Genomic DNA, 23,867 nt, shown 5'->3' with positions numbered 1-23,867 from the left:
GTGCAGGGGATTTCATGTGGCTAGCACCACTTATCCCCTGGGAATTGAATACCGCATCTACGGGAGAAGCGATGAAAATCGTCATGGAATTGCACTGCCCGGACAAGCACGACAGTGCTGAAACCCGGCATACGCCAGCGCGACCGAACAGGGCGCGTCTCGCAGGACAACCTGTCGAGCACTACTGCCCGGTCTGCGCGCCGATGACCCTGGAACCGGGCCTGACCATCGTCGGCGGCGCATCCACCCCCACGGGCTATTGCCCGTGCTGCCACGCCACCTGGCTATCAGGCCAGCCTATTGAGCTCCTGGCGGCCGGACGGCTCGTAGGCGTCGAAGCTGCTGCCGGAGAAGAGGTTCGGTCATGATCCGTCGCGCGGTCCCAGATCTAGGTTTCGCGCGCCGCGTCATCGACACCATCGTGGCCCTGCCCGACCAGGCCCGCCACCCTGGCCTCGAATGGAACCAGGACGTCTACCGAGCCGTCGACATCGACGCCGTCATCTACGCCGACACCGGCACACCGGTCTGCCGGACCGCACTGTGTGTCGCCGGATGGGTCGTTCAACTCGACCCCGATGTGGCATGGGCCTATGACTCGATGACCTTGCGCACCGCCGGTCTCACCGATGACACGACTCAGCCTCCGGTGCAGTTAGCGGCCGATCTGACCACCGCGCGGGATCTGACCACCGGTGAGCAGCTGCCTGCACGCGAGTACGCCAAACGACGTCTCGGGCTCACCGAACTTCAGGCAGGTCAGCTTTTCTTGGGAACCAACACCCTCGACGACCTCACCGAGATCATCGAGGCCATCGACAAGGGGCGACTGTGAACACCGCCATCACCGCGACCGCACTGGTCGGCAAGGTCCGGGAACTGGTCACCGCCAATCCCGACGCCATCACACCCACCGCCACCAACCACCCGCACGGCAACCGCTACGTCGTGCGTGCCACTGACGGCCGATGGCGTGGTTCACGCCTGATCGGTCGCGCACTGCTCGAACTAGGTGCCGATCCCGACGCGCTCGCCGAACACGACGCAGGGGCGTTGAGCGCCGCGAGCACCGTCATGCACTTCGTGCGCTTCGGTGTATGGGGCCAAGAGCTGTTGTGGCTCAACATCGTTCAATCCGAAGAAGGCAAGGGTCACCCCTGGCAGTGGGCCCTCACCTTCGCCGACCTGCGCATCAAGGGTGTCACCGGGAGCCCGCGATGAATCACCAGTCCTCGCCGATGGTTCCGAACCGCATCACCGTGACCCGGCTGCCAGCCCGCAACGGCAGGCCCGATTTGTGGAGAGTCCGAGTCGATTACCGCGACGCTGACGGGCGACGCTGCCGCAAATCGGCCATACGCCGCAACCAAGACGACGCCATCGAAGCAATGATCGACTGGCTCGAAAATTGGGGCGTGGCAGGCGCTGTCGTCGACCGGTTGCTCAGCGAGCTGGAGATCCGGGAATGAACCATCGAACCCCCGACCGCAAAGTTGTCGATGATATCGACGCCCTGGTTGACGAACAACTAGCCCAAAGACCGGACAGCGGCACCGCCGAAGGCTGTCCCCACTGTCCCAGCGAATGGCACGCACTGCCGATCCGTATGCAACTGCTGGTCCTCCGGCTGCGGTACTGCGGGTGCGAAGACTGCGAGGCAGCCCTAGACGCCTACGACTATGCCAGTGACGACAGTCCCGTGTTCTGTCCCGGTTCCCAGTTCTATGGCCCCTTGCAGCCGCTACACCAGCGCCTTCGGGGCTTGCGAGGACTTATTCCCATCCGGATCGAGATCATCGATGTGGCCGACATCGACGCAGCCCAGGCCGATCCGCCGCCTGGCCCCGTGCCACCCGACGGCTGCGCCTACCGCATCCCGTTTCCCGCGAGTGCGGACTACCGCGCCCAGGTCTGGGCTTACCGGCTCTCACGGCCGTGGCGAGAGGCGAACTACGTGTTCGTGTCCCACGCCAAGCGCAGCTTCGACGACGACGGGCCGGAGTTCGAGACCGCCATCTTCCGCTACCACCCGCCCGGAACCCCTCAACCCCGCGTCACCGAACGTTTCTACGTCGACGGGCACTGGCACGGCGTCCTCGCGGGCGAGGACATCAGCCACTACCAGGCGGCGATTGACCACAACGGTGTCATCGTCGAAGTCGACCCCAGCCTCCGAGCCCGCTTCCACGCAGACGGACGCGTCGATCCAGACCTGTTCGTCCAGCAGGTCACCGGGCAGATGGTCGTGGCGATAGTCGAATGAGGCGATAGCCAGGCGATTGTGGCTCCGGCTCCGGTGCGTCTGGTGGCCTTGCCGGTGCACGGTTGGCCGGACAAGGAAGGTTCACCACTGCACTGGGGACGGCCTGTTTATCAGCTCAGGATCGGAATCGAGCGGCAGTTGATCCATCTGGTCGCCAGGTACCGGGCGACCGGATGCTGCTGAATAGCTCAACGGTTCCGCGTCGAATCCCACTGCGTGGGTTGCGCTTCGGGGATGAAGCCGTCGATACACAAGTTCACCCTTCTGCGTTAGCGTGAGCTGTATGCATGGGGAGTGGCTATTAATCGAGTGCATCCGTGAGGAACCGACCGTGATGGCGATCGGTCGCAAGCCGGTCGACCTCAAGCCCTTCGACAAAGTCTTGCGTCTGCAAGCGCTGCGTACCGCTCGGCGTGCGGTGGCGCATGTTCGTGAGACCGGTCAACGGTGGGAGGAGTTCTCGCGTACCCGCGACGAGCATGTCATCGCCGAGCCGATTTTGAACGTGCTCAAGATGGTCCACGGCGTACGCCTGTGGATAGGCCACCTGGAGCAGGATGTGCCGCTGCGGACCCGCTCCGGTGCCTGGGATTGGGATCTGGACAAGATGACCGCGTTGGCGACCTCTGAGATGCACGACATCTACGCTGTTCCCCTGGAGCGTCGGATGCCGGAGATCTCGCGGGTGTCCTCGCTTCGGCATGTCTCTTCCGCCGACGATCAAGCCGAAGCGCTGGCCAAGGCCCTTGTCGCCGACGAATCCACCGTCTTCCATACGACCACTTGGCAAATCACTCGCGATGACGGAGTGCGTCGCGACATCAACTGGTGTGCGCGCGGTGCCCTGGTCGAGGGTCGCCGGTTCATTCACGGCATCACCCACGACATCACCGAGGGTGATGACGAGCACGCACCGTTGCCTCCGCATACCTTCGCCCAAGCGTTGATCGATGCCGAACTGAACGCCGAGCCCGGCGTCTACCACGCACTGGTCGACCTGAAGACTCTCACGGCCTACCGGTGGCTCACCCGTGAAATGCCCGGTGTCGCCTGGGAACTCACCGGCAACCCCGAGCGGGATCCGGCCCTGCATCCCGACGACGTGGTCCTTGCCCGTCAGATCGCGCGCGCTCTGCGTTTCGGCCCCGCTACAGGTTCCCTGCGGGTTCGCGACACCAAGGGGGAGTGGACGGTGGTCAATGTGGATGCCAAGCGAGTCCTGCTCACTCGGGAGTCCGAAGTGGCTGCTGCGCTGGTGAAAGTGTCCCACGCCACGCACGCGGATTCCCCGGAAAACGTTCCTCTGTAATGGATTCCACGTTTATACTTCAATGTTTGGGGTAAGGCCCCGCCATTCGCGCATCTGGCCTCACCCCCCGCGGCATTCGTTTGGAAGTTCCGAATAGTGCTCGCGGTGCCGACTCGGGGGGCGCCGACGGGTCAACTGACCACGGCCGACCCGACTCGGCCAGTTGGAGGTTCACGATGTCGTCAGCCCGGAGGTGCCGGTGCCTGCCCTGCTGAATTTGCCCCTCGCAGCACTGGTCCTGCACACCTTGCGCACCAAACCTCACCTGCACGACCACACCGTCTGGGCCGATGCGCGCCCAGAAGGCGTGGCCCACAGCGTTGCTGGATGGACTGTCACCCTCGTGGGCGCGGCGTGGGTCCCCGTCTGCGGATTCGTCTCCTGGCGAGGCAAGCTGCGTTCGGTCCCAGTCCTCGCCCGCGAGCTGCTGGGACTCAGTCCGGCCGATGCGCAGATGCTCATCTATCACTGCAACGAAGAACAAGCGGTCAGCCTCCTCGCCCAGTGGGTCGATGACGCCTGCGCCCAGCAATACCATCGACTTGCCGCCATGGAAGCCGAACTCGAAAAAGCAAGCTGAGCAAGCCAATCGCTGTTGGGGACTGCTCTTCGGTCGGCCGGGTCCACCGCGAAGGATCAATGACGATCGCTTCGCGGTACGCCCCCGCCCTGCATTCGCTGCCCTCCGAAACGAACGCTCTGTCTCTACCGAAGCGCGATACAGTAGAGACATGGTGACCGCCGCTGCGACACAACAGGATTCACGACCATGACCACCACCGCTCCACGAACGGCCGTATCCAACGAGCTCGATGACGCGGTCCACGCCCTCATCGGCCATCGGCTGCGTAGCCACACCGACACCGACGGGGAAACCCGCAGCGGCTATAGCGAATCGGTCTACGACGAAATTCGCGCCGAGCTTGCCGCCCGCCAAGGCGGCGGCGGAACACTGCGGCCACGCAGCCTTCCCCCCGCTTGGGTCGAAGGACTCGACTGGCTCACGGACATCGACACCACCGTCGCCGTTTGGCGCCCCGATGCCGGCCACGACAACGGACAAACCGAGACCGTGCGCCGCCTCAACCTCCTCGCCGCGGCCGCCTGGGCGCCGGAGTATCACGGACTCGTGGGCGAGTGGATCGCCCAGCTGTGGCGGTGGGCCGAAGCCGGAAAGGGACTGCTCGAACCTGTGCACCGGTGGGAGCTGGTCGCAGCCTGCCCGGCCTGCGAGGTCCGCACCGTCCACCGCCCCGACGCCGCCGGAGAGCTTGTTCGCCAAGCCGCCCTCCAGATCACCGCCGACGGCTGCATCTGCCAAGCCTGCCGCACCAGCTGGGCACCCACCCACTACCGGCTCCTGGCTGCCGCGCTTGGATGCCAACTTCCGCACGGGGTCCTGGAATAACCGGCCCGTCACCGCGATCCTGGTGGAAGCATTGCTGCTCATGAACGACGACCCCAAACCTGAGCCTCAATCCCTGCCGCACGCCTCAGGCCGGACTACCTGGTACTGCCAGTGCGGGGGCAAGGCGAGCACGAACGGTCCTAGCCCGGCACGCCTCACATGCCGCCGTTGCGGTGCCATTTTCTACCTCAACGACCCGGCGCATCGAGGCATGTGGGCTTAAGAACGGCAAAGTCTTGCGCTCAGACCCGTCGTTCGCGGACAGCGTTGAGTCGCGGCCGCCGTAGACCGCCTCCGCCCTCGCCTGCGCAATTACCGGCTACGCGCCGAACCCTCAGACTGTCGATGATCTAGGCGTCGACGGCCGATACTGATCTACTAATGAAGTCTGACGGTATCCGGACGCGGCGATGTGGCGGCGATGATATGTTCCCCGGCATGTCTCGCCGCGATGAGAAGTCCGTCGGCCTGGTCCTGGTTACTTACGGAAGTGCCGAGGATCTGCCGCCGTTTCTGGAGTCGTTGCCCGCGGCGGTCGAGCCGTTAGCACTCGAGGTGGTCGGCGTCGACAATGCATCCACCGATGAGAGTGTGGAGATTCTCGAAAAGTTCGGTGCGCGGGTGGTGCGCAACCGGGAGAATGTGGGGCTCACCCGGGCGATCAATCAGGGTGCGGCCGAGCTGGATACAGAGTGGCTGTTGATCGCGAATCCGGACACGCGGCTGGATCCGGGTGCAATTGCCGCTCTGGTGGAGACGGCGCGATCCGAGGACCGGATCGGGTTGATCGGGCCTAGGGTGTCTCGACTGGATGGCTCTCCCTACCCGACGGGGCGTCGATTCCCGTCGATCGGCATCGGCATCGCACACGCCGTCCTCGGCTCGGTGTGGCCGTCCAACCCGGCGACGCGTGCCTACTTTGGCAATCCGGTGACCTCGGTGAGCGATGTGGACTGGATCTCTGGATGTTGCATGTTGTTCCGCCGCACGGCTTTTGATGCTGTGGGTGGATACGACGAGCGGTACTTTATGTACTTCGAGGAAACGAAGATCGCTCTGGACATGCACCGTGCCGGGTACCGAGTGGTGCTCGACCCCGCGGTCGAGATTCGGCATCGGGAGGGCGGCAGTACTCGGCACGCGCCGTTCCGGAAGCTTCGTAACCACCATCGCAGTGCCCTGCGGTTCTATATCGACTACAACCGCAGGACACCGTGGATCTTGTTCACGCCGCTGGTTGCGGCCGGTCTAGTCGTGCGCGGTGCGCTGTCAGTGCTGCGCCCCGCGCTGGCGCGTAATCGCTAGTCAAACGGTGGGCTACGACGCGACCGCTATAGGGAGGAGTGTCTGCGGCACAACACCACGCCACAGGTCCGGATCCCCTAGAGAACACCGAGCTATTGGGGCAGGTTCCTCGATGCGATGGGCGTGTCCTCAGGTTGTCCGCTTTGGCACAAACCACGCCGAAGCCAGGCTGCGGTGAATGATGACCAGTTCGTCCACGCCGCGCACCCAGTCGTGGGACATGGTCGAAGGCCGACTCCGTGTCGGAGGAGGCGCTGCTGGCCTCGATGATGGTGAGCCCGTCAGTTCGCCGTAGCCGCGCGTACCCTGCGACCCCACCGTGCGCGCCCGCCGCCCCGTGGGTCGGCACGCGCCTCGGCGAAAGTTACGGCGTGGCGCTGCTGCTCGCTACCGCTGCTGGTGGACATTGCTACCTTCGACTTGTGAGCCGAACCCAGTGGACTATTCATGGCGAACGCCTGGTTGATGAGAACCGACACATCCGACTGTCCACCGTTGATGTCGAACTGCCCGACGGCGTGAGATTCACACAGTACGTCGCCCGAATGCCACGATGTGCTATGACCCTCGTGCTCAACGAGAGCCGTGAGGCGCTGCTGATGTACCGGCATCGGTTCATCATCGACCGATGGGTGTGGGAACTACCCGGAGGCTATGTCGATGGCGCCGAGGACATTTCGCTCGCTGCCGCCCGTGAGGTCGAGGAAGAGACCGGCTGGCGTCCGCGCACAATCGAACACCTCGTCACGTATCAGCCAGCGATCGGAACGCTCGACCAGCCGCAAGAAATTTATCTGGCCCGCGGTGCCGATCTGACCGATACCCCGCCCGACATTAACGAGGCTGAACAGCTCGGCTGGTTCGCGTTGCCCGAGGCGGTCGCGATGATAGACCGTGGTGAGATAGTCGGCGCAGCAACGGTCGTCGCACTGTATCGAGCTCTCAGTCTGTCCCTTTAGTCGCTGCGAGCACGCGCCGCCGGAATTCTCCGACGTCGGCGAGTTGGTCGTACGGCGCGAGCCGGAAACGGACCTCGCGAAGGTACGAGTAGCTGCGTCGCGACTCGAGACCGGCCGCCAGTTCGAGTGCCTCACCGCCGATGCGCACCGCCTCGTGCGGATCGGCATCCGCGACAGCGGACGCGAGCAGGCACAGGTTGAAGGCTCGACCACGCAGGTAACCGTCGGACATGTCGAGGGATTGCTCGGCGTAGCGAGCTGCCCGAGGAAGGTCTCCCAGATCCCGGAAGCAGTGAGCGGTCTTGGCCGACAGATAGGCTTCGTCGAAGTAGTCGAGCCATTCCGGTCGACCGGAGTCGCTGCGGCTGTACGCGCGTTGGGCTGCGTTCAGCGATGTTGCGCAAGCTGATTCGTCCTGCCGTGCGGCGTGGCCGTGCGCCTCGACCATCAGGCACTCGGATTCGAGGGCGGGCAAGCCAGCGTTTCGGGCTGCGATCTGGGCGGCGCGGGCGAGGTCGACGGCGTCACCTGGGCGGCCGACGTAGGTCGCCTGGTGGCTCATGGCTGCGAGGATTTCCGCTCCGAGACCGGCGTCGCCTGCGGCGCGTGACATCCTCAACGCCTGTATCAGGTAGCGCTGCGCGAGGCCGTGCTCCTCGAGATCGTAGGCGGCCCAGCCCGCCAGCTTCGTGAGTTCGGCAGTGGTGGCGAACAGTTGCCGCCCGACGCGCTCGTTGTAGCTACCGCGAAGTAGCGGGGCGACAGAACTGTGTAGATAGTGCACGACCGTCGACCGAACCTTGCCTCCGCCGACACGGTTGTCGAGGTCTCGAAAGGCGGTCGTCATCGTCCGCACGGCGTCGACATCGCTTTGCCCGATACGCCGGAAACCAGCGGAGACCGGGTGCTCGGGGCCGGGCAGGGTCAGCCACCGCATCGACGCGGCGGGGTAGACCGCAACCGCGTACGACGCGCCGACTAGGAACCGCCTGCGCTCCACATCGCTCCTCCACAACGCTGTTGCCGAGGCGGTCGCCTCAGCCAGACTCAACGAGAACTCCAACCCGAGATCGGCGGCCTCGCCCCCACCGGTCATTCCGCACTCGGCAGATGTAACCCGGCGACCCGCGACTTCGGTAAGGCACTCCGCCACCAGCTCAGGACCGGGTGGGTTAGGTTGTTCGCCCGCCAGCCACCGCCCTACCGAGGTGTGGTCATAGCGCAACTCGACACCTACAGCGCGTCCGCGCTCGACCACTCGGCGGGCAAGAGCCTTATTCGGTAGGCCCGTCTCGGCGAGCAGCTCGGCGAGCTGCGTGTTGGGCTGCTTGGGCTGCCGTCCCATCTCAGCAGTGTGGCACGCGAAATACCTGCTACGCCATGACTTCACTACCGTGCACACCCCCTCTGCACACACCCGCCCGGCGTGCACGCCTTACGCCGGAGCAACCACTCGGCGTGTCCTTGATCTAGGCATCCGACGCCGGGCGATCAGTTCATCAGCAGCATTGAGCCGCCCATTGATAGCGAAGGCACCGGCGTCGGGTGCAAGCCAATCGAGCGACCAGGAGGCGCAGGCGATGGGTTTGAACGACGACGAGGGCGACGACGCGACGCCACAGCAGATCTATTTCGGACAGCTGTTTCACCTTGAGCAATTCGGTACCCCGGAGCAGGTCGCCCAGTTCTCGGCCGACGGGCCACCGCCGCCCAGGCTGGCAGACGGGGTAACCGGCAAGATCCTGTTCTACGAGGCGAACACGCCCACACTCGAAGAGTTCGCCGGACTACTCGTGGAGATGGAAAACGGCGGCTGGATCACCAGCGAAGTCCGGGAGAAGATCGCGGAACTGCCGCGCGTGGATGGCCTTGCTGAGCTGAAAGCTCGCATGGTCGAACCGGATTCCGGCCCGCGACAACCAACGGCCGGGACCGAGTGATCCGGCATGGAGAACACCGAACTCCTCCCTCACAAGCGCGCCGCTGCCTTGGAGTCGCAGCGCAGGTTCTATCAAGTCACGTGCGGGTTGCCTGCCCGTGTGCGGCCCGAGTTCGCACGGATCGAGTTCACGGTGGGAAGCGTCGGCGCGATCACGATGCCCGCGCACCTCGGTGCACTGGTCAAGGCGCACATGCTGGCGCAACCCAATGGCCGGGTTGGGCCGATCGTTTCGCACCCACGCTCGAAAAGATGGACCTTTCTCGTGTGTCCGAACATCCCCGACGCCGTTGCGCTGTTCGCAGAGTTGTTCCGCCACAACGTCTCTGTCGTTCCCATCGGGGCCGATGTCGCGTTGCCTTCACCGTTCGATTCGCTGCTGGGCTACCGAGAGTGGGTGAACGAGCCCAGCGACGGATACCGGCCATCAGGCACCGAGGTCTTAGACGCGGTTCGTGCCTGCATATCGCCGCTGAGGCGGTGAACACATGACACGCATCGGGCGAAGCAGGGCGGATCGCGAGCTACGCGCGAAACAGGAGTCAGTCGTGCAGCACCTTGACGCGATCCTCGTCGTAGAGGGCGGGCTGGGTGAAATCGTCTCCCGCCGTCCGAACGAGATCGCGCCGTCAGTGCGCCGCCTCCTGGCCGAATTCAACGACGACACCCTGACCAAGCTCCGCATCGCGCCGCTGGACGGTCGCCCGAAAACCCACTTGTCAGATGGGTCGCTCTGCGTGGTGGACGAGGACGGCTGGGTTTGCAGACCGGGCGAGGAAGACACGCCCCCAACGATCGAGGTCGACCCGATCAGCGTGAGCGACACCCCCGAGCACACACAACTCCCCCGCCCGCAGACTCCCTCCTGGCACGTCCGATTGTGGCGAGCATCGTTCGTACTGGCGTGCGTGCTGACACTGGTCCCCGCAGGCACGCTGATTATGACCGCCACCGGCCACAATGACGGCAGCGTTCTGGCCGCGGCTATCGTCACCGCAGTTTCCGCGCTGGGGGCGATCCTGGTGGGGTTTATGTACCGCTCCAACCTCCCGCGCCCATGACACGGACGCGCACAGGCAACGGCGCGCGGGCACCGCCTGCCAATTAGCCGCCATACCAACGTATCTCGGACGGCCTTCCCCGACCGGCGGGAACACATTCAAGTCGCGCCAGGGAGCAGCGCAGCCACCTGGCGTTATCCGAGCAGACGGACACCAACGTGTCTGAACACGCCGAGATTCCTTTGGGGGGAATCATGCGAAACACACTCACCTGCACACGTTCGACCACTGCCATCATCGCGACGGCCATCGCCTTCGCTGGTGGTTCCGCCGGAGCGATCGCTCCGGCATACGCAAGTCCACCAGCAACGTTCGTCTCCGCCAAGTCTTGCGGGTTCGAGTTCACCTACAGTCGGCCCTCGGTGTACCCGCCGAAGATCACGGGTAACGGCGTCGCGCAGTGCGATGTACCGCCCGACGAGCACATCCTGACCCTCGCGCTGGAATACCAGCAGGGCGGTAAGTGGGTGAACGCCGCCTACATCACCGATCCGGCGATCCCGCCGGGGCCGCCGAACTTCCGGTCGTATGAGGTGAGCGCAGCCTGTTACGCGGGAACCTGGCGTGTCACTATGAGCGTGGCGGGCAAGCTGGGCGGAAACCCGTTCGTGTTCAGCGACCGCTCTGGGACGCGCGAAGTATCGACCAGCCAATGCCCGAGCCGATGAAAGGAACTCTGGTGCCGGACCCTATCGACGTGAGCAAGTCCAGAGAACTGCGGGACAAGATCCAACCGATCTACGAGGAAGCAGCCGCTCTGCTCGGTGCCGAGCATCCGGCGGCGGTGTCGCTGCAAAAGGCGGCAACCGAACTAGCCGCCGCGGCGTCCGGTCCGCGACGCTATGGCGACCATTGAACCGAACTGAAATGCCAAGTGCGCCCCGGCCTGTCATAGGGTCGGGGCGTTCGTGTCCCTGGTGCTGGTCAACACCTCGGCCGCGCGGTGTTTACCGCGTCGACCACCGTCCAACGAGGGCCTGCTGTTCGGCGGTCATCCGTCGGTGCACCTCGCCTCAAACGCGGTCGTCCATATCGGTCGGCGGCCCGCCCCATGGTCAGCGGCTGACAGCACAGCGCGCTGTCGCGCCCAGGCTGACCGGATCGACGCCCCCGCCCGGGGCCCGAGATACGGGTGTGTCGCCGACAAAACAACCCGCACCCCGAGACGGCCCACCAACACTCCTACGAGGTAATTTTCGGAATCGTCACCGGCTCCGGACCCCCGAAAGCCTTCTTCGACGTTTTCACAGCCTTCTCCTCAGCCTCGGCCGCCTTATTGGCCAGCGCCCTATCCGTAGGCTTCTTCCCAGCGGCCTCAGCAGCGGCCTCAGCAGCGGCAGCGGCGTCGTGGACGCCCTCGTCGACGTCCGCGTCGATCAGGACGGCCAAGCGAACGGCGCGGGCGGCGTCGTAGGTGGCGATGGTGTCGGCGTCGGCGGCGGCATCGGCGTAGGCGGCGTCAGCGCGGGTGGCGGCATCGGCGGCGCCGTCGGCGGCTTCGGCGGCGGCGTCGGGGGCGGCTTCGGCGGCGGCGCCAGCGCGAGCGGCGGCGCTGAAGGCGCGTTGGCAGGCTTGAATGATAAACGGCTTCTCCGCCGCCACCTCGGCGTTCTCACCAGTACATTTGCCGCTCCACGGCGACTTGGGCTGGGCATACGCGGGAGCCGCCGCCCCAGCCCCAGCACACACCATCACCACAGCCACCAGCGACCCCACCACTCGCAAACGACCTTCCATACCGACCTCCCACGACAAGGACCAAGGACGAGGACTCCGGCCGATCACACCAGCAACACAACCGGCCCACCGACATATTCGTCACCACAGCCGCCACGGATCGGTCACACCGGACAGATCCGAACAGCCACCGTGGCAGGTCGGCGGTTGGTTTGGTCACTGCCCCGCACGGCGGATAGAAGCCAACTCGGAGGGCTGGATGTCGCGCCGCGTTCGAACGGCGGACCGAACATTTGCATCTGACCGCTTCCGGCTTGTCGTGGATGCCGGCTGGCCCATCCATAGGGCGGTCGGCACCGAATTGTGTCGTGTTACGCGGTGACGTCCGATCACGGTGTGCCGGTTCGGATACGAGCTGCCGAGGAGGTGCCGGGTAGGTCACCTTCTCGGCAGCGCCGATTCTGTGTCCTGGCGAACGTCCGCATCTGCCGCTGCGAGGGCGTTCTGTTCGGGCGAGATCGACTGCACCGCAGAACGTCCGGTATTGCCGAGTATGTGTCGTTGCATCGGTATAACCGAACCGACTTGTGGCCGGACGACTGGACGGTGTCGTCCTCAGCCCGGCGGTCTCGGGCCGAACGAGGCCGTGGTGAAGCGCGCGGCCACTGCGGCGGCGGACCCGCCGGACGACCCGCCGGGCATCTTGCTCGGACCCCACGGGGTTGGCTGTTTGCTGTTGGTTTGCTCGGTGAGAGGGCCGATCGCCATCTGATAGCAGTGCACATGACCGCGCAGCAGGGTGCCCACCGCCTTCATCCGGCTGTACGCTGTCGAGTCACCGGCCGCGACCTTGTTCACGCATACATGTCCTTGAACCCCCTGGAACACAACGCGGGTGCATGACCGGATGTGGGTCGGCGGTCGGCCTCGCGGGCCTGCTCCCGATCGACGGAGCGACCGGCGGCCGGTGTAGTACTCGCGCAGCAGCGGCCCGGTGGGTCCAGACTGTCGTACCCAGCGCAGGGGGCTGGCCGGGCACAGCAGATTCCCAGCGTGTATTCGCGACCACTCACCGTGGATGTGCTGTCGATCGTGTGATCGACCAGACCGTCGATGATTAGGAAATAGACCATGAACGGCTCGCAGTCGGCGATCAGAAAACTGTCGACCAACAACTGACTTACTTATTGCTGCACCCAGGTACTTCTTTCTCGCAGTTGTTGGGCGAATTGTCGGTGATCTCACTGTCGCCTTGGATGGTGAGGGCTGCCTCACGGTTGTCGATGCCGCCACCGAAGGTACTTTCGATCCCTTGGCTCGCGTTCGCGTCGTTGCCGGTGACCTTGCTGTCGGTCAATGTCAACTTCCCACTGCCCATACTGATGCCGCCACCCTTGCTCCTCTTGATACTGCGAACGACGTTATCACTTACCGTGCTGTTCTCCATCGCAATATCGGCTTGGAACGCACTGATCCCTCCGCCGTAGGCCGCCTCCGCGGTCGGTGAACCTGCGGTGTTCTTACTTATCGTCGAGTTCGTCATCTTCATATCGCTGGCTTTGAGCATCACTCCGCCACCGTCTCCCTTTGGATTCGTGTTGTTGCTGATTTCACTGTCCGTGACAGTAAGAGCGCCCACACCATCTCCCATTTGTATCCCGCCAGCATTCCCTGATACAGTGCTGCCTTTCAGTGTAATGACGTCGCGATCGTTTCCCCTGACGCCCTTTTTCTGATTATTGATTATCGCGGTATCGTCAACGGTGAGTTTCGTGCGACTGACCTGGATGCCGTGTTCACCGTTTTCTTTGATTATGGAGTTGCTTACGGTCACTGAACCCTCTAAACTGAATATTGCCGATTCTACGCTCTTGGTCAAGATGAAATTGGAAAGATGGAGATCGCCACCTTTTTCCAAAACGAAAATGCCTTTAGCTCCGGATCCTGAACCGGGGGACTCGCTGGCGTCAATGGTCAGTGGACCGGATGTGGCGGTCAAGCTCAGCTTTCCGGTAAGGATCGGCCACGCTGCGGTGAGGTGGATCGTGCACCCGGCTTCCGGAGTTTGCAGGGACGTTTCGACGTTGTCCCCACCTTCGTTCGCCTTGTTGATCAAATCGCTGATTCCAGCTTCGGTCAGCGGTGTGCCGCCATCGGCAGGGGCATCAGTGGGACAAGGCGATGACGATGAATCGGTGGGGATCGCAGATGCTGGATGGGACCCCGCTGTAACCAGCGTGGCCCCCAACGCCGCGATGCAACCTACCATCAGCAAACGACCTGCTGGATTCCTCGCCACAAAACTCTCCTTCGATACTGGATTGTGTCCCTGGCGTCCCGCGCGCTAGGCACCCGACTAAGAGGTATTCGGCACGGCGACCGAGAAGGATCGAGACAACCTTCAGGGGGCGGTGTGATCACAGCTCAGGGGGCTGTACCGGTGACCAGTCCTGAACTAACCGGTCTTAGCCCAGCAGGCGTAGCCCGAACCGCTCGGCTGGCGTCCGCGAACCTTGCCTCCGCGCCACCGAGCCCGCCGTAGGCGGCAGCAGCGGCGGTCTGGGGGGCGTAGGTGTAGGCGAAGGAGGGGTCGGCGAAGTTGGCGCCGGTGGCGAAGGTGGCGGCGGGGGGAGTCGGTAGCCGGGCGCGTCGCCGAAGCACGCAGGAGCGGGTGTCCCCGTGCTTCGGCGACGCTCGTATCCGACCTAGTACACCCTGGGTTGCTCAGCGAAATGATGTACCACAAGGGGATTCGGAATCGGGACGTGGTTGGATTGCCCTGCATCGCGGATGGATCGGCCTGCTTCATCGGCGCGCCAGCAGAGCCGCTCACGCGTCCGCGAGTCGTGTTTTCAATCGGATCAGTCCTTGCCGGATGCGGGACTTGACGGTCGGTAACCCTATGCCGAGGTAGTGCGCTACCTCGGCATAGGTGCGCCCGTCGTAGTAGGCCAGGGTGATGGCTTGGCGCTGCACCAGGGTCAAGCTGGCCAGACCGGCGAGCACGGCCTGTTGTTCGAGCTGGTGCTCGACCTGCTCGGCGACTTCATCGAATTCACGTCCGAGGACCCTGATGCCGTAGTCGAATTCGCGTTGAAGACACGCGCGTTCGGTGCGGACCCGGTCGACCGCACGCCGGTGCGCCAGCATCATCAACCACGTCAACGCCGACCCTTTCCCCGGGTCGAAACCCGCCGCGGTCCGCCACACTTGCAGGTACACCTCTTGGGTGATGTCCTCGGCGTATCCGCGGTCACACACCACACGCAGCACCAGTCCGAACACACGCGCGCACGTCCGGTCATAGAACTCGGCGAAGGCCTGCGGGTTCGACTGGCCGCACTGCTCCAATAGCGTGGCGAGTTCGGCGCTTTCGGTGCAGCGAGCAGTAACCTCACCATCGGTGCTCGGCGCAAAACCCTCTCGGTTGAAGAAGTCTCGGTGTGTGGTCGGCGGCCCCATCCTCACCGCCCGATGTCCTCAGTCATGTGGCCGCCGACAGTAGCGGCCCGCTACGACCGCATGCAAGGAAGCGGCTGCTCACCCCCGACGACACCCGGCCCATCGACTCCCTATCGGATACTGCGCCTGGCAGCGACCGGCGTCCAAGACGCGGCACCCTATCCAGCGGATGCAGACAAATCCTCGTTGAGACTCCATTGCGGATCGGCCGGTACCCATCCAACGCCGTGGCAGCAACGAATCAGGTTCGACGTTGCGGCAACCGCCAGAGCTGCCGCGCGGCGTTGCAGAGCAACCTCACACGCTCGGTCCGACCCGCATATCGACTCACGTTGAAGGAGAGAACCATTCCGCGCATTGGGAAAAGGTACAAAGTAGCGGTTGTCGTGGTGAATATCGGTGCCGCGCTGACGCTACTGGCCGGCATCGCGCACGCGGAGCCACCGGGGCCACCGGAGAACCAGGACAAAGCAGCAGCACAGACCGACGCCGCAGCAGAAGACGATCAGTTCAACGAAGACTTCGAAACCTGGAAGAAGATCGCCGACACTTTCTGCAAGACCGACGGATCCACACCCGTTGACCCGAGGGATACAGAGGCCGCGCGGAAGCAGTTCAGCGACAAGGGAATCATCGAGTGGTATGACAAGTGGTTCGACCTCTCTCCGCTCAACTTTTCGACAAACCCACGAAAGGCGGAGATGGAGGTAATCTTCGACCCAACGAAAGGGTTCGCACCACTCGCGCTCGAAACATATGCCGACAAGTTGCGCACGGTCCGATATCACTACTGTGAGAACGCCGACTTCCGACGCGAATGGAACACTGGCATAAAGCAGCTTAAAGAGTGGTATGCGACGGGGTTCAAACCAGACATGCTCGACGAGGGGACGGTCAGCGAGGAAAAGATCAAGGAGCTGTACAAGAAAAAAATGGACGGGATGCAAGAATTGCTGCGCAAAGAACAACAGCGCCAAGGCGTCAAGCCCACCGTGTAGCCACGTTCGGACCGCTGACATTTCCCCATACATCGAGCTCTTCCCGAGTGCGCCGAGTCTTTAGCGACGACGAGCCTCGCTGGCCAAATGCTGGCTTCGAGGAGCCGATAGGTGACCCGAACGCGAAGTCTGAGCAATAGGCGCGCGGCCTTACCGGTCGGAGACGGCCCGGAGCGGGCCTGTGGTGCTGGCCCATCCGTAGCGGCTGCGGTGTCGAATATCTCGGTAGGCCGGTTGCGGCGCTGATGCAGAACGCATCCGACGCCTGCTACGACGCGTGGGCCAGTGGGGCCGCGACCGCCTCGCCGAGATCGTGGCGAATCTGCGCGACCGCATCGCCGAGGCTAAAGCCAATGGCTGGACCGGTGAGGTCGAAGGCCTGCAAGTCAACCTGAACGCGGCCCGCCGCCAAACTAGTGAGCCTCGAACGACTCCGCGAACAGGCTGCCCACGCGACCCCACTGTGCTGGAAATCGATGCCGACCCAGACCGGCCCCATGCACGTGTCGAGGCCGTCGGCGAACCGAGACCTGGCATCTACCCGTTCTGGACTGACTTCGCACCCTTGGTTCCCGCCGACGAAGCGGAGTAGCGCGCGGCCTTCGAGTGCGCAACCGAGGACGGACCATCGCGCCGTGGTGTTGACCGTGTTGGCGTTGTCCGCGAACTGTGGCGTCGGTCGTTAGTGAATCACGGTGGGACGCCGCAGCGCGTTGGCCTGGCGAGTGGGTAGCAAGATCGGTATCCATCCTTCCTGCCAGCTGGAACGAATGCTTGTCGAGGCTGCGGTGCAGCCGGTGTCCGAATCCCTCGACGGCAAGGAGCAGGATGAAAGTCCGAAATTACACGCGCGGAGCACTCGCGGCATTCGCGATAGCGGTCTCGGCTGGCCTTATCACCGCTGGCCCGGCCGGCGCCGCCACCGGGGACGTCATCGAATGTTCCCAAAAGGAAAGTTATGACGAATTCAAAACCTGCATGGGTGAGGCAAAAAAGAAGCAACAAGAATCTGCCGATAAACAACGGCAAGCTGCAGAAGAAGAAGAGAAATTCAAAAAGGAGCAAGCAGAATTGTATAAGCCACTTTGCGAGCAGGATATAAAATCCGGCGATATCGATTCTTCTGCTTGTCAGGTGCTCCAGGAGTCCGATTTCAGAATCTACATGGAGCTGGTCAAGAAGGCTCCGAGTGGCACCCCGTCCTAAGGTTTAAACAGGACCGTTGGTGGCGGGGAGGATTCTCCGCTCCGCCCCAACGCTGGCCAAACAGAGGACGGCACGACGCTCCGCTGTCATCATTCGTGAGCATCGCCTCGCCGCGGAACGCGAGTGCTGTGCGTATTACTGAACAACTGCGGTCAGGATGGACGAACAGAGTCACCGCGTCGACTACCGGCCAACACTGGAGGCTGTGCTGGCCGGTAGTCGGTTAGTCGGATCGGTCCCGTCCTTCGGGTGTGGTCAACGCCTTGTCGTAGGCGGCTACCGCGGCGCGGATCCTGGCTGCCAGGAGTGGCCAAGGCTGGAAGTGTTAGCCAGCCGCGCGGCAGGTCGCCGCTGCCCCTCGGACAGATCCGCCCAGTCAAAGCGTCCGTCACGACAATCACCAGTCCGTCCTCCCTGCCCCGGGCAGTGACCGTCAAGCCAGCCGCTCAATGCACGAATCGTAGGTGTACGGGCACAACACGCCCGCAGCTAATCCATCTGGTGGACAACCAGATTCGGGGCTATTGCGCAGAGTGATTGTGGACAGCTAGCGTCAATTTCGCGCCAGTAGTGTGCCAACCCCCTTCCACCACTGGCGTTTTCACAACAGAACCCCCGAGGACCTCTATCGCCCCCTGATAGATCTCGGGGGTTCTGTCGTTCCTACATTCAGCTACTCCTCATTCGGAGGTTCCTCATGAGTTATGGCCCCCACCTCGTCATTTGGCTTCAGATCCTCGACTTCCTCGGCCGCGTCCCCGGGTCGCTCTCCGCCGCCACGCCGTGGTGATCGACATCCGCAGACGCACACGCATGGTGTCCGCTGGGGGACCAGCAGCCACCGCCGCGTCCAGGCCAAGCCGGTGCATTCCTCGTGCCGGTTGAGCGCACACATCACGCTCAGCCTTTCGGGCCTGGCTTCCCGCACGAAATCTAGTGCGACACCACCGATCTCGACGCCTCTATCGAGGAAGTAGGAGGTCAGCCAGCCCCTGTGGATCAACTGCTTGATCGCTATCAGGGAGTAGGTTGCCCAAATCGGGTCGTGACTCTGATCGAGATAGGCGGGGATGTGCGGGTCCTCGGGGTATTCCAGCGGTGTCGAACTGACTCCCAGGCCCGCGACCATCTTCAATTCGCGCTGACGGCAGATCTCTTGCAGGCCGAGGCGCGGTGACATTGGCATCCCGACCCCCGATGGCGGATACCAGGTCATAGACCTGATCGCGGCGGTGATGTTGATGCGAAACGCACCTGGCTCGCTGTAGCCGCGATATTCGGTCACCCAGTACCGCCAGCCGCCGGTGATCCGATCGCGCCTCCACACCCCGCCCGGCAACCGCTGTCCGATCATGCCCGCCCCCACACAGTGGCGACATGTCCGGTAGCGGGCGCTCCGGGCCGGGTGTCCCACCAGTGGATATCCCCGCCCGCAGCATCGATGAAATACGCCCATCCGATCAGCGGATGGACGCGGGCATTGTTGAGTGTCAACCCGTGCACAAGCGGCCCGATGGTGTAGCAGAACCCGTATCCGGGAATCACCTTGCCCTTGTAGAGCGGCAGATCGAGGTTGGTTTCGGCGTCGCCTTCATCGAACTCGGGCCACAGGTAGGCCCATCCGTAGTGTCGGCGCGCGAGCGTGGTCAGGACCTTTTCGGTTCCGTCACGGGCTAGCAGTTGCCCGAGGCGGGGAAGCATCGCTTGCGGGGCGCCATCGATGTGGATGTAGACGCCGGTGGCTTTCTCGCCGCCGAGCCTGCCCACGATGCAGGGGTCACTCATTGTTGTGTCTCCCGTAGATGGTTGGTGAACCAGAAACCGAGGCCCGGCCAGGTGCTAGCTGGCCGGGACCCGGCCCACACACCCGTAGGTGTGTGGAACCTGCTGCGGTGCAGCAGGAATCGAAAACGCCACCCGAACACGGATGGCACGGGCTGGCTGGAGCTCGAGACTCCGATGAATCCGTCGCCCGACGTCGTGCGCGGGGGCAACCCTCACTACCTTCAGGAGGCGTGGATGGCTGCTCCAGCGGGGCTCGACTGGGCGTGGGCGCAGAACACCTGCGGGAAACTGACTACCGCGCAACGCGTTCGGCTGATGTGGGTGATGCTCGGCAAGCTGCCGGATCTAGTCATCGACGTGGTCCGGGCACGCACTGGCCACCACGGGCCAGCCCAACTCGAACTCGCCGACGCCCGACTACCTGACACCGCGCTCGCCCGACGGGCCGAACACGAGGCACGGGCGGTGCTCTCAGCGCCGATGCTCGAACACGCCTATCGCAGCTACTGGTTTGCCCGCGTACTCGCGTCGGTGGACGGCGCGGACTACGACGACGAATTGGCCTACGTGTCATGTCTGCTGCACGGCATCACGCTCGAACACCCCAGTGCAGGATGCTGTTTCGCTGTCACCAGCGCTCGACGCGCTATTGAGATCGCCTTGGAGGCCGGTGAGACTGTCGAGCGGACGCAAGATCTCGCGGCGGGCATCGCTGGACACCTGAGCTTCGGAGTGAGCGCCGATTTGTCAGACCCCGCGGGATTCGTCGCCGCTGGGACACTGCTGGATACGTTCGGTATCCGGCTGTCGGAATTCGACCCCGCCTGGGTACGTGAGCTGCTGTTGTTACATCCGCGATCGGGGTTCGAGCAGACCATGGTCACGGCGCTGCGGGCCGAAGCGGCCGCAGTGCCAGCGGGGCGCACTGAGTGGTTGACCTCGTGGGGATTCACGCTGCTCATTGGTGCGAGCGGATTTCCCAGCAAGATGTAGAGACAGCGAGAGCGCCGACCCGTGCTAGCGAGGTCGGCGCTCTCGTGTCACACGATCACGCAGTTCAGCGTGCTACGCGTACCCAGCTCGCTGGGTTGTCGATCACATACTGGGCGAGTTGGCTGGTGGGAGCTGCTTCGAACTGCCCGCTGCCGGTCGGCCGGTAGCCGGTGGCGCTCTTGCGGTTTGTCCATCCCGTGGGTCGGCGTCTCCAGATCCCGATCACCTCGTGTTTGTTGAAGCGTCGGTGCCCGTGTTGATCGATCGGAGTGCCTGTTAAGAAGACATGGGGATTTCCGTCGATGACGCGTGGTTCGATCTTGAGCTCCCAGCTCGACAGCATCAGTGCCGAGACCAGATCACCGAAGCCGAAGGTGTTGTTAGCGATCAACTCGGTGATGATCGAGGTGTGGTCGTGGCCATCGCAGGACACGACCTGCCCACAACGGGCGCAGCTCAGCTCGATGCTTTCCCGGCACCCGGTGCGTTGTTCACTCATTTCATACTCCATTTCTTCTCTACAAGCGCCTGCGGCGAACTGCCGCAGGCATTTTCGCGTGACGCGGATGACCGTCCGTGTCGTACAGAACGGAGCGCCGACCCGTGCTAGCGAGGTCGGCGCTCCGTATCGGTTCGGTCGAAGAGGGTCAGTGGTCTGTGTGCGCCCAGCTCGCCGGGGCGTTGGCTACCATGTCGACGAGCTCGTCGGTGGTGGCGGGTAAGAACAGCCCGCCGCCGATCGCCTGGGAGCCGGTCCCGTAGTCGCCGACCGCCCAAGCGCCGGAGCGGTATTCCCACACCGCGCTGATCTCCCGCTGACCCAAGCGGGCCCGCCCGTATTCGGTCACCGGGACGCCACGCAGATTGACCCGCGGGTTGCCGTCCACGACGAGTTGACAGACGGTGAACTCCCACCCCGCGATCGACATCACGGTCACCAGTTCGGTGTATCGCAACGTCTTGTCCACGTACAGCTCTCGGATAACCCATCCGGAGCAGTAGTTCGCGGGTCCGCTGTCACAATCGGGCATAGGTTCCTCCCTCATTGCGTGTTCCATTCTTTCGGGGATGCCTGCGGCGTTGGGCCGCAGGCTGATCCGTCCGACTGTTATCCGGACATCTCAGTAGCTCGCCACGCACTCGGGGGCTGCCCGCCAGCGCCGAGCCACTTGTCCAATTCGGTGAAGGCATCGACGAACTCGGACCGTATGTCGGCGGACTTGTCCGCGACGTATATCTCGTCCAGTTCGTCTTCGCTTTTGCACAGCGCGATCAGTTCGCGCAGGCCAACCAAGACAAAGCCGGGGTTCACTACCGCACTCCTGTTGTTTGATGGGAATAGCTCCGGCCACCACCCGGGGGTGGTCGCCGGAGCTGGGGTGGTTATGAGCCGATGGCCTTGCGGCCTCCGCCGACGCGGGTGTGCCCGACATCGGCGGCATTGCCGCTGCGGACTCCGGCCTTGAAACCCGCGCCGCTATGAGTGTGCGCGAGAGACGTTTTGGTCGTCTTCGGCCACTTCTTGACGAACGCGGTGTTGGTGCGGTCCAGGTCTTCTTGGATCGCCACGGCCGCAGCCTCACCCGCCTCGTGGACAGCGTTGGATTCGGCTTCGGAGAGCCGCAGGTAAACCATGTCCGCGAAACCGTTCATGAACGACTGGCGTTCACGCACGACTGCGGCGTGATCGAACGGGTCATCTGGCACGTACTTGCTTGTCGCAGAAAGCATCTGCGGCGTCAGCAAGCTGTACAGAAACCTGGCCCGTTCGACGTTGCGGCGCACCCCGATGATCCGCTGAACCCCATTACCGCAGTCGACGCCGCGGTTGCGCAGGGCACCGGCTACCGACGCGAGCAGCATGATGCGCTCGTTGCGGTACCGAAGCGGAATATCGAAACGCACGACGATGATCTGATTGTCACGCGCTGAGGCCACGTTGTGCTGGCCGGAGGCACGTACCCGCATCTCGTCGAGGTTGTGCTTGGCCAGCAGCTCATAGGCTTTCGCCCGGAACGTGTCGGCCTCGGCCTGATTGTCGGTACCGTCCGCCTTGGCGAAAAGCCCTCGAACCCGCCGCATGACCTTCTCGGTGGATGTCGAATCCTGGTCGGATTCCATGGTGTTCCTCTCCCGGAGCTGATTGGATGAGTGAGGCCCGGTTCGAGGCAGGTAAGGACTGTCTCGAACCGGGCCGTCGACCGGCATGGCCGGATTTTCAGGCGGCCTCACCTTCGTCGATCACTTCTTCCTCCACGCCTGCGGCAGCCTCCTCCGCCGGGAGGTCGCTGTCGCCGGGATCGGTACCCTCCACTTCGGGCTCCGGTTCCTGATCTGTACCGGGGATCGGATCGTCCTGCGGGGGTGTCGAACCCGCTGGCAGCCCTTTGGCTTCCGGGTCGATGGTGGGTTCCGGGGCGGCCATGTCCGGCTTGTCCTCGGTGCCCTCCGTCGGTGTCGGCTTGGCCTGCGCTTTCGCGCGGGTCTTGCCAGCACTGCGGGTTCCCGCTGCCTTGGGTTTGGGTCGTTGCTCTTCCTCGATGGGGGCGAGCACCCATTGAGCAGTGTTGCGACCGACGTACTCGGTCAACTGCTCAGCGGTGCGGGTCTGGAAGCCGGTACCGTCCGGGCGGCTGTAGCCACACAGCGAAGCAAACTGCACCCATCCATCACCGACAAAGTGATGCCATGTCGCGGTGACGATCTTGCGATTCTTCAGCGCGTTGCCCTCGGTGTCGACGGGAGTCCCGACGACGATGACAGCAGGTCGGCCAGCGACGACCTTCTGCAAGGTCTGTGACTGCCAGCCACACAGGAACATCGCCCCCATCAGGTTCGCGTATCCCGGATCGTCGTAGAGCAGAGCCGATCCCAAAAACGGGTCGTTCTCCTCCGGCGCGGTCCGGGCCCCGCACGTGCCGCAAAACGGCTTCTGCTCGTTCTTGGCCGGTTCCGGTGCAGGGTCGGGCTTCCTCGGCTCGGCCTTGGTGGGCTGAGCTTTCGTCGGCGCGGCCTTGCGCTGGCCGGTGGTGCGCGTGCGGGTGCTCTTGCGAGTGGACATGAATTCTCCCAGTTGAACAACTGCGGCCGTAGGAATGGGCCGCAGAAACGGAAAGACAGAAATATCCTGCCTTGCATGAGTTTCACTGTGGAGTTATCAAACGGCATGCGGAGGCCACGCGAGCGGGTAAAACTGCGTGCGACTTCCCCCGTAATGTGGCATAGCTCCGCTGTCACCGGAATGCCGAATTCACCCAGAAAACGATATGAGTGAGCCGTACCAATAGGCTGATTGTTGGGGCGACCCTGCCATTGGTCCAAGGCAGGTACCCAGTGGTGATTGGGAGCCTGTGAAAGCACTTCCAGCCCCAAGTAATCCACACTCATTGCAGTTATGCAAGCCCTGAATTCAAATTACCTGAAAATGGCTCCACAATGGCCTGTGAAGCCCTGGGTAACTCAGGTGGCCCACCATTACCCCAGGGGTTTCTGAGCCCTGAGA

Annotated in this window: 31 protein-coding genes; 19 read left to right on the top strand and 12 right to left on the bottom strand. The window is 63.4% G+C overall.

Going from position 1 to position 23,867, the window contains the following annotated elements; genetic code table 11:
* Positions 1 to 71 precede the first annotated feature (71 nt).
* From KV110_RS33605 to KV110_RS33560, 10 genes are all read left to right on the top strand, one after another.
* Complete coding sequence (locus KV110_RS33605) at positions 72 to 368, top strand: hypothetical protein (RefSeq protein ID WP_218471181.1); 297 nt, start codon at positions 72 to 74, stop codon at positions 366 to 368.
* Complete coding sequence (locus KV110_RS33600) at positions 365 to 835, top strand: hypothetical protein (protein ID WP_218471180.1); 471 nt, start codon at positions 365 to 367, stop codon at positions 833 to 835. The genes KV110_RS33605 and KV110_RS33600 overlap by 4 nt, the downstream gene beginning before the upstream one ends.
* The gene (locus KV110_RS33595) at positions 832 to 1,221 is read left to right on the top strand and encodes a hypothetical protein (RefSeq protein WP_218471179.1); all 390 of its coding nucleotides are present in this window, start codon (positions 832 to 834) and stop codon (positions 1,219 to 1,221) included. The genes KV110_RS33600 and KV110_RS33595 overlap by 4 nt, the downstream gene beginning before the upstream one ends.
* Positions 1,218 to 1,469: a hypothetical protein gene (locus tag KV110_RS33590; RefSeq protein WP_218471178.1), complete on the top strand. Its 252-nt coding sequence runs from the start codon at positions 1,218 to 1,220 to the stop codon at positions 1,467 to 1,469. The genes KV110_RS33595 and KV110_RS33590 overlap by 4 nt, the downstream gene beginning before the upstream one ends.
* Positions 1,466 to 2,263 (top strand): hypothetical protein, encoded by a 798-nt coding sequence (locus tag KV110_RS33585; RefSeq protein ID WP_218471177.1) that lies wholly within the window; start codon positions 1,466 to 1,468, stop codon positions 2,261 to 2,263. The genes KV110_RS33590 and KV110_RS33585 overlap by 4 nt, the downstream gene beginning before the upstream one ends.
* 283 nt (positions 2,264 to 2,546) lie before the next feature.
* Positions 2,547 to 3,572: a GAF domain-containing protein gene (locus KV110_RS33580; protein ID WP_218471176.1), complete on the top strand. Its 1,026-nt coding sequence runs from the start codon at positions 2,547 to 2,549 to the stop codon at positions 3,570 to 3,572.
* Between the two features lie 163 nt (positions 3,573 to 3,735).
* Positions 3,736 to 4,152: a hypothetical protein gene (locus tag KV110_RS33575; RefSeq protein WP_218471175.1), complete on the top strand. Its 417-nt coding sequence runs from the start codon at positions 3,736 to 3,738 to the stop codon at positions 4,150 to 4,152.
* A gap of 189 nt (positions 4,153 to 4,341) precedes the next feature.
* Complete coding sequence (locus KV110_RS33570; protein WP_218471174.1) at positions 4,342 to 4,980, top strand: DUF7341 domain-containing protein; 639 nt, start codon at positions 4,342 to 4,344, stop codon at positions 4,978 to 4,980.
* Between the two features lie 426 nt (positions 4,981 to 5,406).
* Positions 5,407 to 6,285 carry a glycosyltransferase family 2 protein gene (locus tag KV110_RS33565; RefSeq protein WP_343224204.1) on the top strand — a complete coding sequence of 293 codons (879 nt, stop codon included), beginning with the start codon at positions 5,407 to 5,409 and terminating at the stop codon, positions 6,283 to 6,285.
* Between the two features lie 371 nt (positions 6,286 to 6,656).
* Positions 6,657 to 7,244 carry an NUDIX hydrolase gene (locus tag KV110_RS33560; protein ID WP_218471172.1) on the top strand — a complete coding sequence of 196 codons (588 nt, stop codon included), beginning with the start codon at positions 6,657 to 6,659 and terminating at the stop codon, positions 7,242 to 7,244.
* Here the strand turns inward: KV110_RS33560 and KV110_RS33555 are convergent.
* Positions 7,228 to 8,589: an NsdA family TPR-like regulatory protein gene (locus KV110_RS33555; RefSeq protein WP_218471171.1), complete on the bottom strand. Its 1,362-nt coding sequence runs from the start codon at positions 8,587 to 8,589 to the stop codon at positions 7,228 to 7,230. The two genes, KV110_RS33560 and KV110_RS33555, sit on opposite strands and share 17 nt — an antisense overlap.
* Positions 8,590 to 8,824: 235 nt before the next feature.
* On the opposite strand from KV110_RS33555, the gene KV110_RS33550 reads away from it, so the two are divergent.
* The 5 genes from KV110_RS33550 to KV110_RS33530 all read left to right on the top strand — a co-directional run bounded on the left by KV110_RS33550 (position 8,825) and on the right by KV110_RS33530 (position 11,100).
* Positions 8,825 to 9,184, top strand: coding sequence for a hypothetical protein (locus tag KV110_RS33550; protein ID WP_218471170.1), 360 nt, complete (start codon positions 8,825 to 8,827; stop codon positions 9,182 to 9,184).
* Positions 9,185 to 9,190: 6 nt separating this feature from the next.
* Positions 9,191 to 9,667: a DNA-directed RNA polymerase subunit beta gene (locus KV110_RS33545; protein WP_218471169.1), complete on the top strand. Its 477-nt coding sequence runs from the start codon at positions 9,191 to 9,193 to the stop codon at positions 9,665 to 9,667.
* Between the two features lie 64 nt (positions 9,668 to 9,731).
* Positions 9,732 to 10,244 (top strand): hypothetical protein, encoded by a 513-nt coding sequence (locus tag KV110_RS33540; RefSeq protein WP_218471168.1) that lies wholly within the window; start codon positions 9,732 to 9,734, stop codon positions 10,242 to 10,244.
* 194 nt (positions 10,245 to 10,438) lie between these two features.
* Complete coding sequence (locus tag KV110_RS33535) at positions 10,439 to 10,912, top strand: hypothetical protein (RefSeq protein ID WP_218471167.1); 474 nt, start codon at positions 10,439 to 10,441, stop codon at positions 10,910 to 10,912.
* Between the two features lie 11 nt (positions 10,913 to 10,923).
* A complete protein-coding gene (locus KV110_RS33530) occupies positions 10,924 to 11,100 on the top strand; it encodes a hypothetical protein (protein WP_218471166.1) in 177 nt (58 codons plus the stop codon).
* Between the two features lie 326 nt (positions 11,101 to 11,426).
* On the opposite strand, the gene KV110_RS33525 is transcribed toward KV110_RS33530, so the two are convergent.
* From KV110_RS33525 to sigK, 4 genes are all read right to left on the bottom strand, one after another.
* The gene (locus KV110_RS33525) at positions 11,427 to 11,963 is read right to left on the bottom strand and encodes a hypothetical protein (RefSeq protein WP_218471165.1); all 537 of its coding nucleotides are present in this window, start codon (positions 11,961 to 11,963) and stop codon (positions 11,427 to 11,429) included.
* A 573-nt stretch (positions 11,964 to 12,536) separates the two neighbouring features.
* Positions 12,537 to 12,779, bottom strand: coding sequence for an amidase family protein (locus tag KV110_RS33520; RefSeq protein WP_218471164.1), 243 nt, complete (start codon positions 12,777 to 12,779; stop codon positions 12,537 to 12,539).
* Between the two features lie 322 nt (positions 12,780 to 13,101).
* On the bottom strand, positions 13,102 to 14,220 hold the full coding sequence (locus KV110_RS33515) for a right-handed parallel beta-helix repeat-containing protein (protein ID WP_218471163.1): 1,119 nt from the start codon (positions 14,218 to 14,220) through the stop codon (positions 13,102 to 13,104).
* 530 nt (positions 14,221 to 14,750) lie between these two features.
* Positions 14,751 to 15,383, bottom strand: coding sequence for an ECF RNA polymerase sigma factor SigK (sigK, locus tag KV110_RS33510; protein WP_218479209.1), 633 nt, complete (start codon positions 15,381 to 15,383; stop codon positions 14,751 to 14,753).
* A gap of 386 nt (positions 15,384 to 15,769) precedes the next feature.
* Between sigK and KV110_RS33505 the strand changes: the two genes are divergently transcribed.
* The 3 genes from KV110_RS33505 (at position 15,770) to KV110_RS33495 (ending at position 17,587) form a co-directional block, all read left to right on the top strand.
* A complete protein-coding gene (locus tag KV110_RS33505) occupies positions 15,770 to 16,381 on the top strand; it encodes a hypothetical protein (protein ID WP_218471162.1) in 612 nt (203 codons plus the stop codon).
* A gap of 277 nt (positions 16,382 to 16,658) precedes the next feature.
* Positions 16,659 to 16,973, top strand: coding sequence for a hypothetical protein (locus KV110_RS41690; protein ID WP_246634143.1), 315 nt, complete (start codon positions 16,659 to 16,661; stop codon positions 16,971 to 16,973).
* 236 nt (positions 16,974 to 17,209) lie between these two features.
* On the top strand, positions 17,210 to 17,587 hold the full coding sequence (locus KV110_RS33495) for a hypothetical protein (RefSeq protein WP_218471161.1): 378 nt from the start codon (positions 17,210 to 17,212) through the stop codon (positions 17,585 to 17,587).
* A gap of 673 nt (positions 17,588 to 18,260) precedes the next feature.
* On the opposite strand, the gene KV110_RS33490 is transcribed toward KV110_RS33495, so the two are convergent.
* Positions 18,261 to 18,941 carry a hypothetical protein gene (locus KV110_RS33490; protein WP_218471160.1) on the bottom strand — a complete coding sequence of 227 codons (681 nt, stop codon included), beginning with the start codon at positions 18,939 to 18,941 and terminating at the stop codon, positions 18,261 to 18,263.
* On the bottom strand, positions 18,938 to 19,372 hold the full coding sequence (locus tag KV110_RS33485; protein WP_218471159.1) for a hypothetical protein: 435 nt from the start codon (positions 19,370 to 19,372) through the stop codon (positions 18,938 to 18,940). Before KV110_RS33485 ends, KV110_RS33490 begins: the two co-directional genes overlap by 4 nt.
* A 234-nt stretch (positions 19,373 to 19,606) precedes the next feature.
* Here KV110_RS33485 and KV110_RS33480 point away from each other — a divergent pair, with 234 nt between their 5' ends.
* Complete coding sequence (locus tag KV110_RS33480) at positions 19,607 to 20,365, top strand: HD domain-containing protein (protein ID WP_218471158.1); 759 nt, start codon at positions 19,607 to 19,609, stop codon at positions 20,363 to 20,365.
* Positions 20,366 to 20,429: 64 nt separating this feature from the next.
* Here KV110_RS33480 and KV110_RS33475 read toward each other — a convergent pair whose 3' ends face one another.
* The 5 genes from KV110_RS33475 to KV110_RS33455 all read right to left on the bottom strand — a co-directional run bounded on the left by KV110_RS33475 (position 20,430) and on the right by KV110_RS33455 (position 23,426).
* Positions 20,430 to 20,864 carry a hypothetical protein gene (locus tag KV110_RS33475; protein WP_218471157.1) on the bottom strand — a complete coding sequence of 145 codons (435 nt, stop codon included), beginning with the start codon at positions 20,862 to 20,864 and terminating at the stop codon, positions 20,430 to 20,432.
* 148 nt (positions 20,865 to 21,012) lie between these two features.
* Positions 21,013 to 21,396 (bottom strand): hypothetical protein, encoded by a 384-nt coding sequence (locus tag KV110_RS33470; protein WP_218471156.1) that lies wholly within the window; start codon positions 21,394 to 21,396, stop codon positions 21,013 to 21,015.
* Positions 21,397 to 21,473: 77 nt separating this feature from the next.
* The gene (locus KV110_RS33465) at positions 21,474 to 21,677 is read right to left on the bottom strand and encodes a hypothetical protein (RefSeq protein WP_218471155.1); all 204 of its coding nucleotides are present in this window, start codon (positions 21,675 to 21,677) and stop codon (positions 21,474 to 21,476) included.
* Positions 21,678 to 21,748: 71 nt separating this feature from the next.
* A complete protein-coding gene (locus tag KV110_RS33460; protein WP_218471154.1) occupies positions 21,749 to 22,486 on the bottom strand; it encodes a DUF2786 domain-containing protein in 738 nt (245 codons plus the stop codon).
* Positions 22,487 to 22,583: 97 nt separating this feature from the next.
* Positions 22,584 to 23,426, bottom strand: a complete 843-nt coding sequence (locus tag KV110_RS33455) for a hypothetical protein (protein WP_218471153.1) — start codon at positions 23,424 to 23,426, stop codon at positions 22,584 to 22,586.
* Positions 23,427 to 23,867: the final 441 nt, after the last annotated feature.

Source organism: Nocardia iowensis, from assembly GCF_019222765.1.
Lineage (GTDB): Bacteria > Actinomycetota > Actinomycetes > Mycobacteriales > Mycobacteriaceae > Nocardia > Nocardia iowensis.
Note: the sequence above shows the minus strand (reverse complement) of the source record. Positions and strands in the feature narration are given on the sequence as shown.

What these genes read in the sequence shown, in the direction of transcription:
- KV110_RS33605 (WP_218471181.1), top strand. Translation starts at nt 72, where the DNA reads ATGAAAATCGTCATGGAATTGCACTGCCCGGACAAGCACGACAGTGCT.
- KV110_RS33600 (WP_218471180.1), top strand. Translation starts at nt 365, where the DNA reads ATGATCCGTCGCGCGGTCCCAGATCTAGGTTTCGCGCGCCGCGTCATC.
- KV110_RS33590 (WP_218471178.1), top strand. Translation starts at nt 1,218, where the DNA reads ATGAATCACCAGTCCTCGCCGATGGTTCCGAACCGCATCACCGTGACC.
- KV110_RS33585 (WP_218471177.1), top strand. Translation starts at nt 1,466, where the DNA reads ATGAACCATCGAACCCCCGACCGCAAAGTTGTCGATGATATCGACGCC.
- KV110_RS33580 (WP_218471176.1), top strand. Translation starts at nt 2,547, where the DNA reads ATGCATGGGGAGTGGCTATTAATCGAGTGCATCCGTGAGGAACCGACC.
- KV110_RS33570 (WP_218471174.1), top strand. Translation starts at nt 4,342, where the DNA reads ATGACCACCACCGCTCCACGAACGGCCGTATCCAACGAGCTCGATGAC.
- KV110_RS33565 (WP_343224204.1), top strand. Translation starts at nt 5,407, where the DNA reads ATGTTCCCCGGCATGTCTCGCCGCGATGAGAAGTCCGTCGGCCTGGTC.
- KV110_RS33555 (WP_218471171.1), bottom strand. Translation starts at nt 8,589, where the DNA reads ATGGGACGGCAGCCCAAGCAGCCCAACACGCAGCTCGCCGAGCTGCTC.
- KV110_RS33550 (WP_218471170.1), top strand. Translation starts at nt 8,825, where the DNA reads ATGGGTTTGAACGACGACGAGGGCGACGACGCGACGCCACAGCAGATC.
- KV110_RS33545 (WP_218471169.1), top strand. Translation starts at nt 9,191, where the DNA reads ATGGAGAACACCGAACTCCTCCCTCACAAGCGCGCCGCTGCCTTGGAG.
- KV110_RS33535 (WP_218471167.1), top strand. Translation starts at nt 10,439, where the DNA reads ATGCGAAACACACTCACCTGCACACGTTCGACCACTGCCATCATCGCG.
- sigK (WP_218479209.1), bottom strand. Translation starts at nt 15,383, where the DNA reads ATGGGGCCGCCGACCACACACCGAGACTTCTTCAACCGAGAGGGTTTT.
- KV110_RS33495 (WP_218471161.1), top strand. Translation starts at nt 17,210, where the DNA reads ATGAAAGTCCGAAATTACACGCGCGGAGCACTCGCGGCATTCGCGATA.
- KV110_RS33490 (WP_218471160.1), bottom strand. Translation starts at nt 18,941, where the DNA reads ATGATCGGACAGCGGTTGCCGGGCGGGGTGTGGAGGCGCGATCGGATC.
- KV110_RS33485 (WP_218471159.1), bottom strand. Translation starts at nt 19,372, where the DNA reads ATGAGTGACCCCTGCATCGTGGGCAGGCTCGGCGGCGAGAAAGCCACC.
- KV110_RS33480 (WP_218471158.1), top strand. Translation starts at nt 19,607, where the DNA reads ATGGCTGCTCCAGCGGGGCTCGACTGGGCGTGGGCGCAGAACACCTGC.
- KV110_RS33475 (WP_218471157.1), bottom strand. Translation starts at nt 20,864, where the DNA reads ATGAGTGAACAACGCACCGGGTGCCGGGAAAGCATCGAGCTGAGCTGC.
- KV110_RS33470 (WP_218471156.1), bottom strand. Translation starts at nt 21,396, where the DNA reads ATGCCCGATTGTGACAGCGGACCCGCGAACTACTGCTCCGGATGGGTT.
- KV110_RS33460 (WP_218471154.1), bottom strand. Translation starts at nt 22,486, where the DNA reads ATGGAATCCGACCAGGATTCGACATCCACCGAGAAGGTCATGCGGCGG.
- KV110_RS33455 (WP_218471153.1), bottom strand. Translation starts at nt 23,426, where the DNA reads ATGTCCACTCGCAAGAGCACCCGCACGCGCACCACCGGCCAGCGCAAG.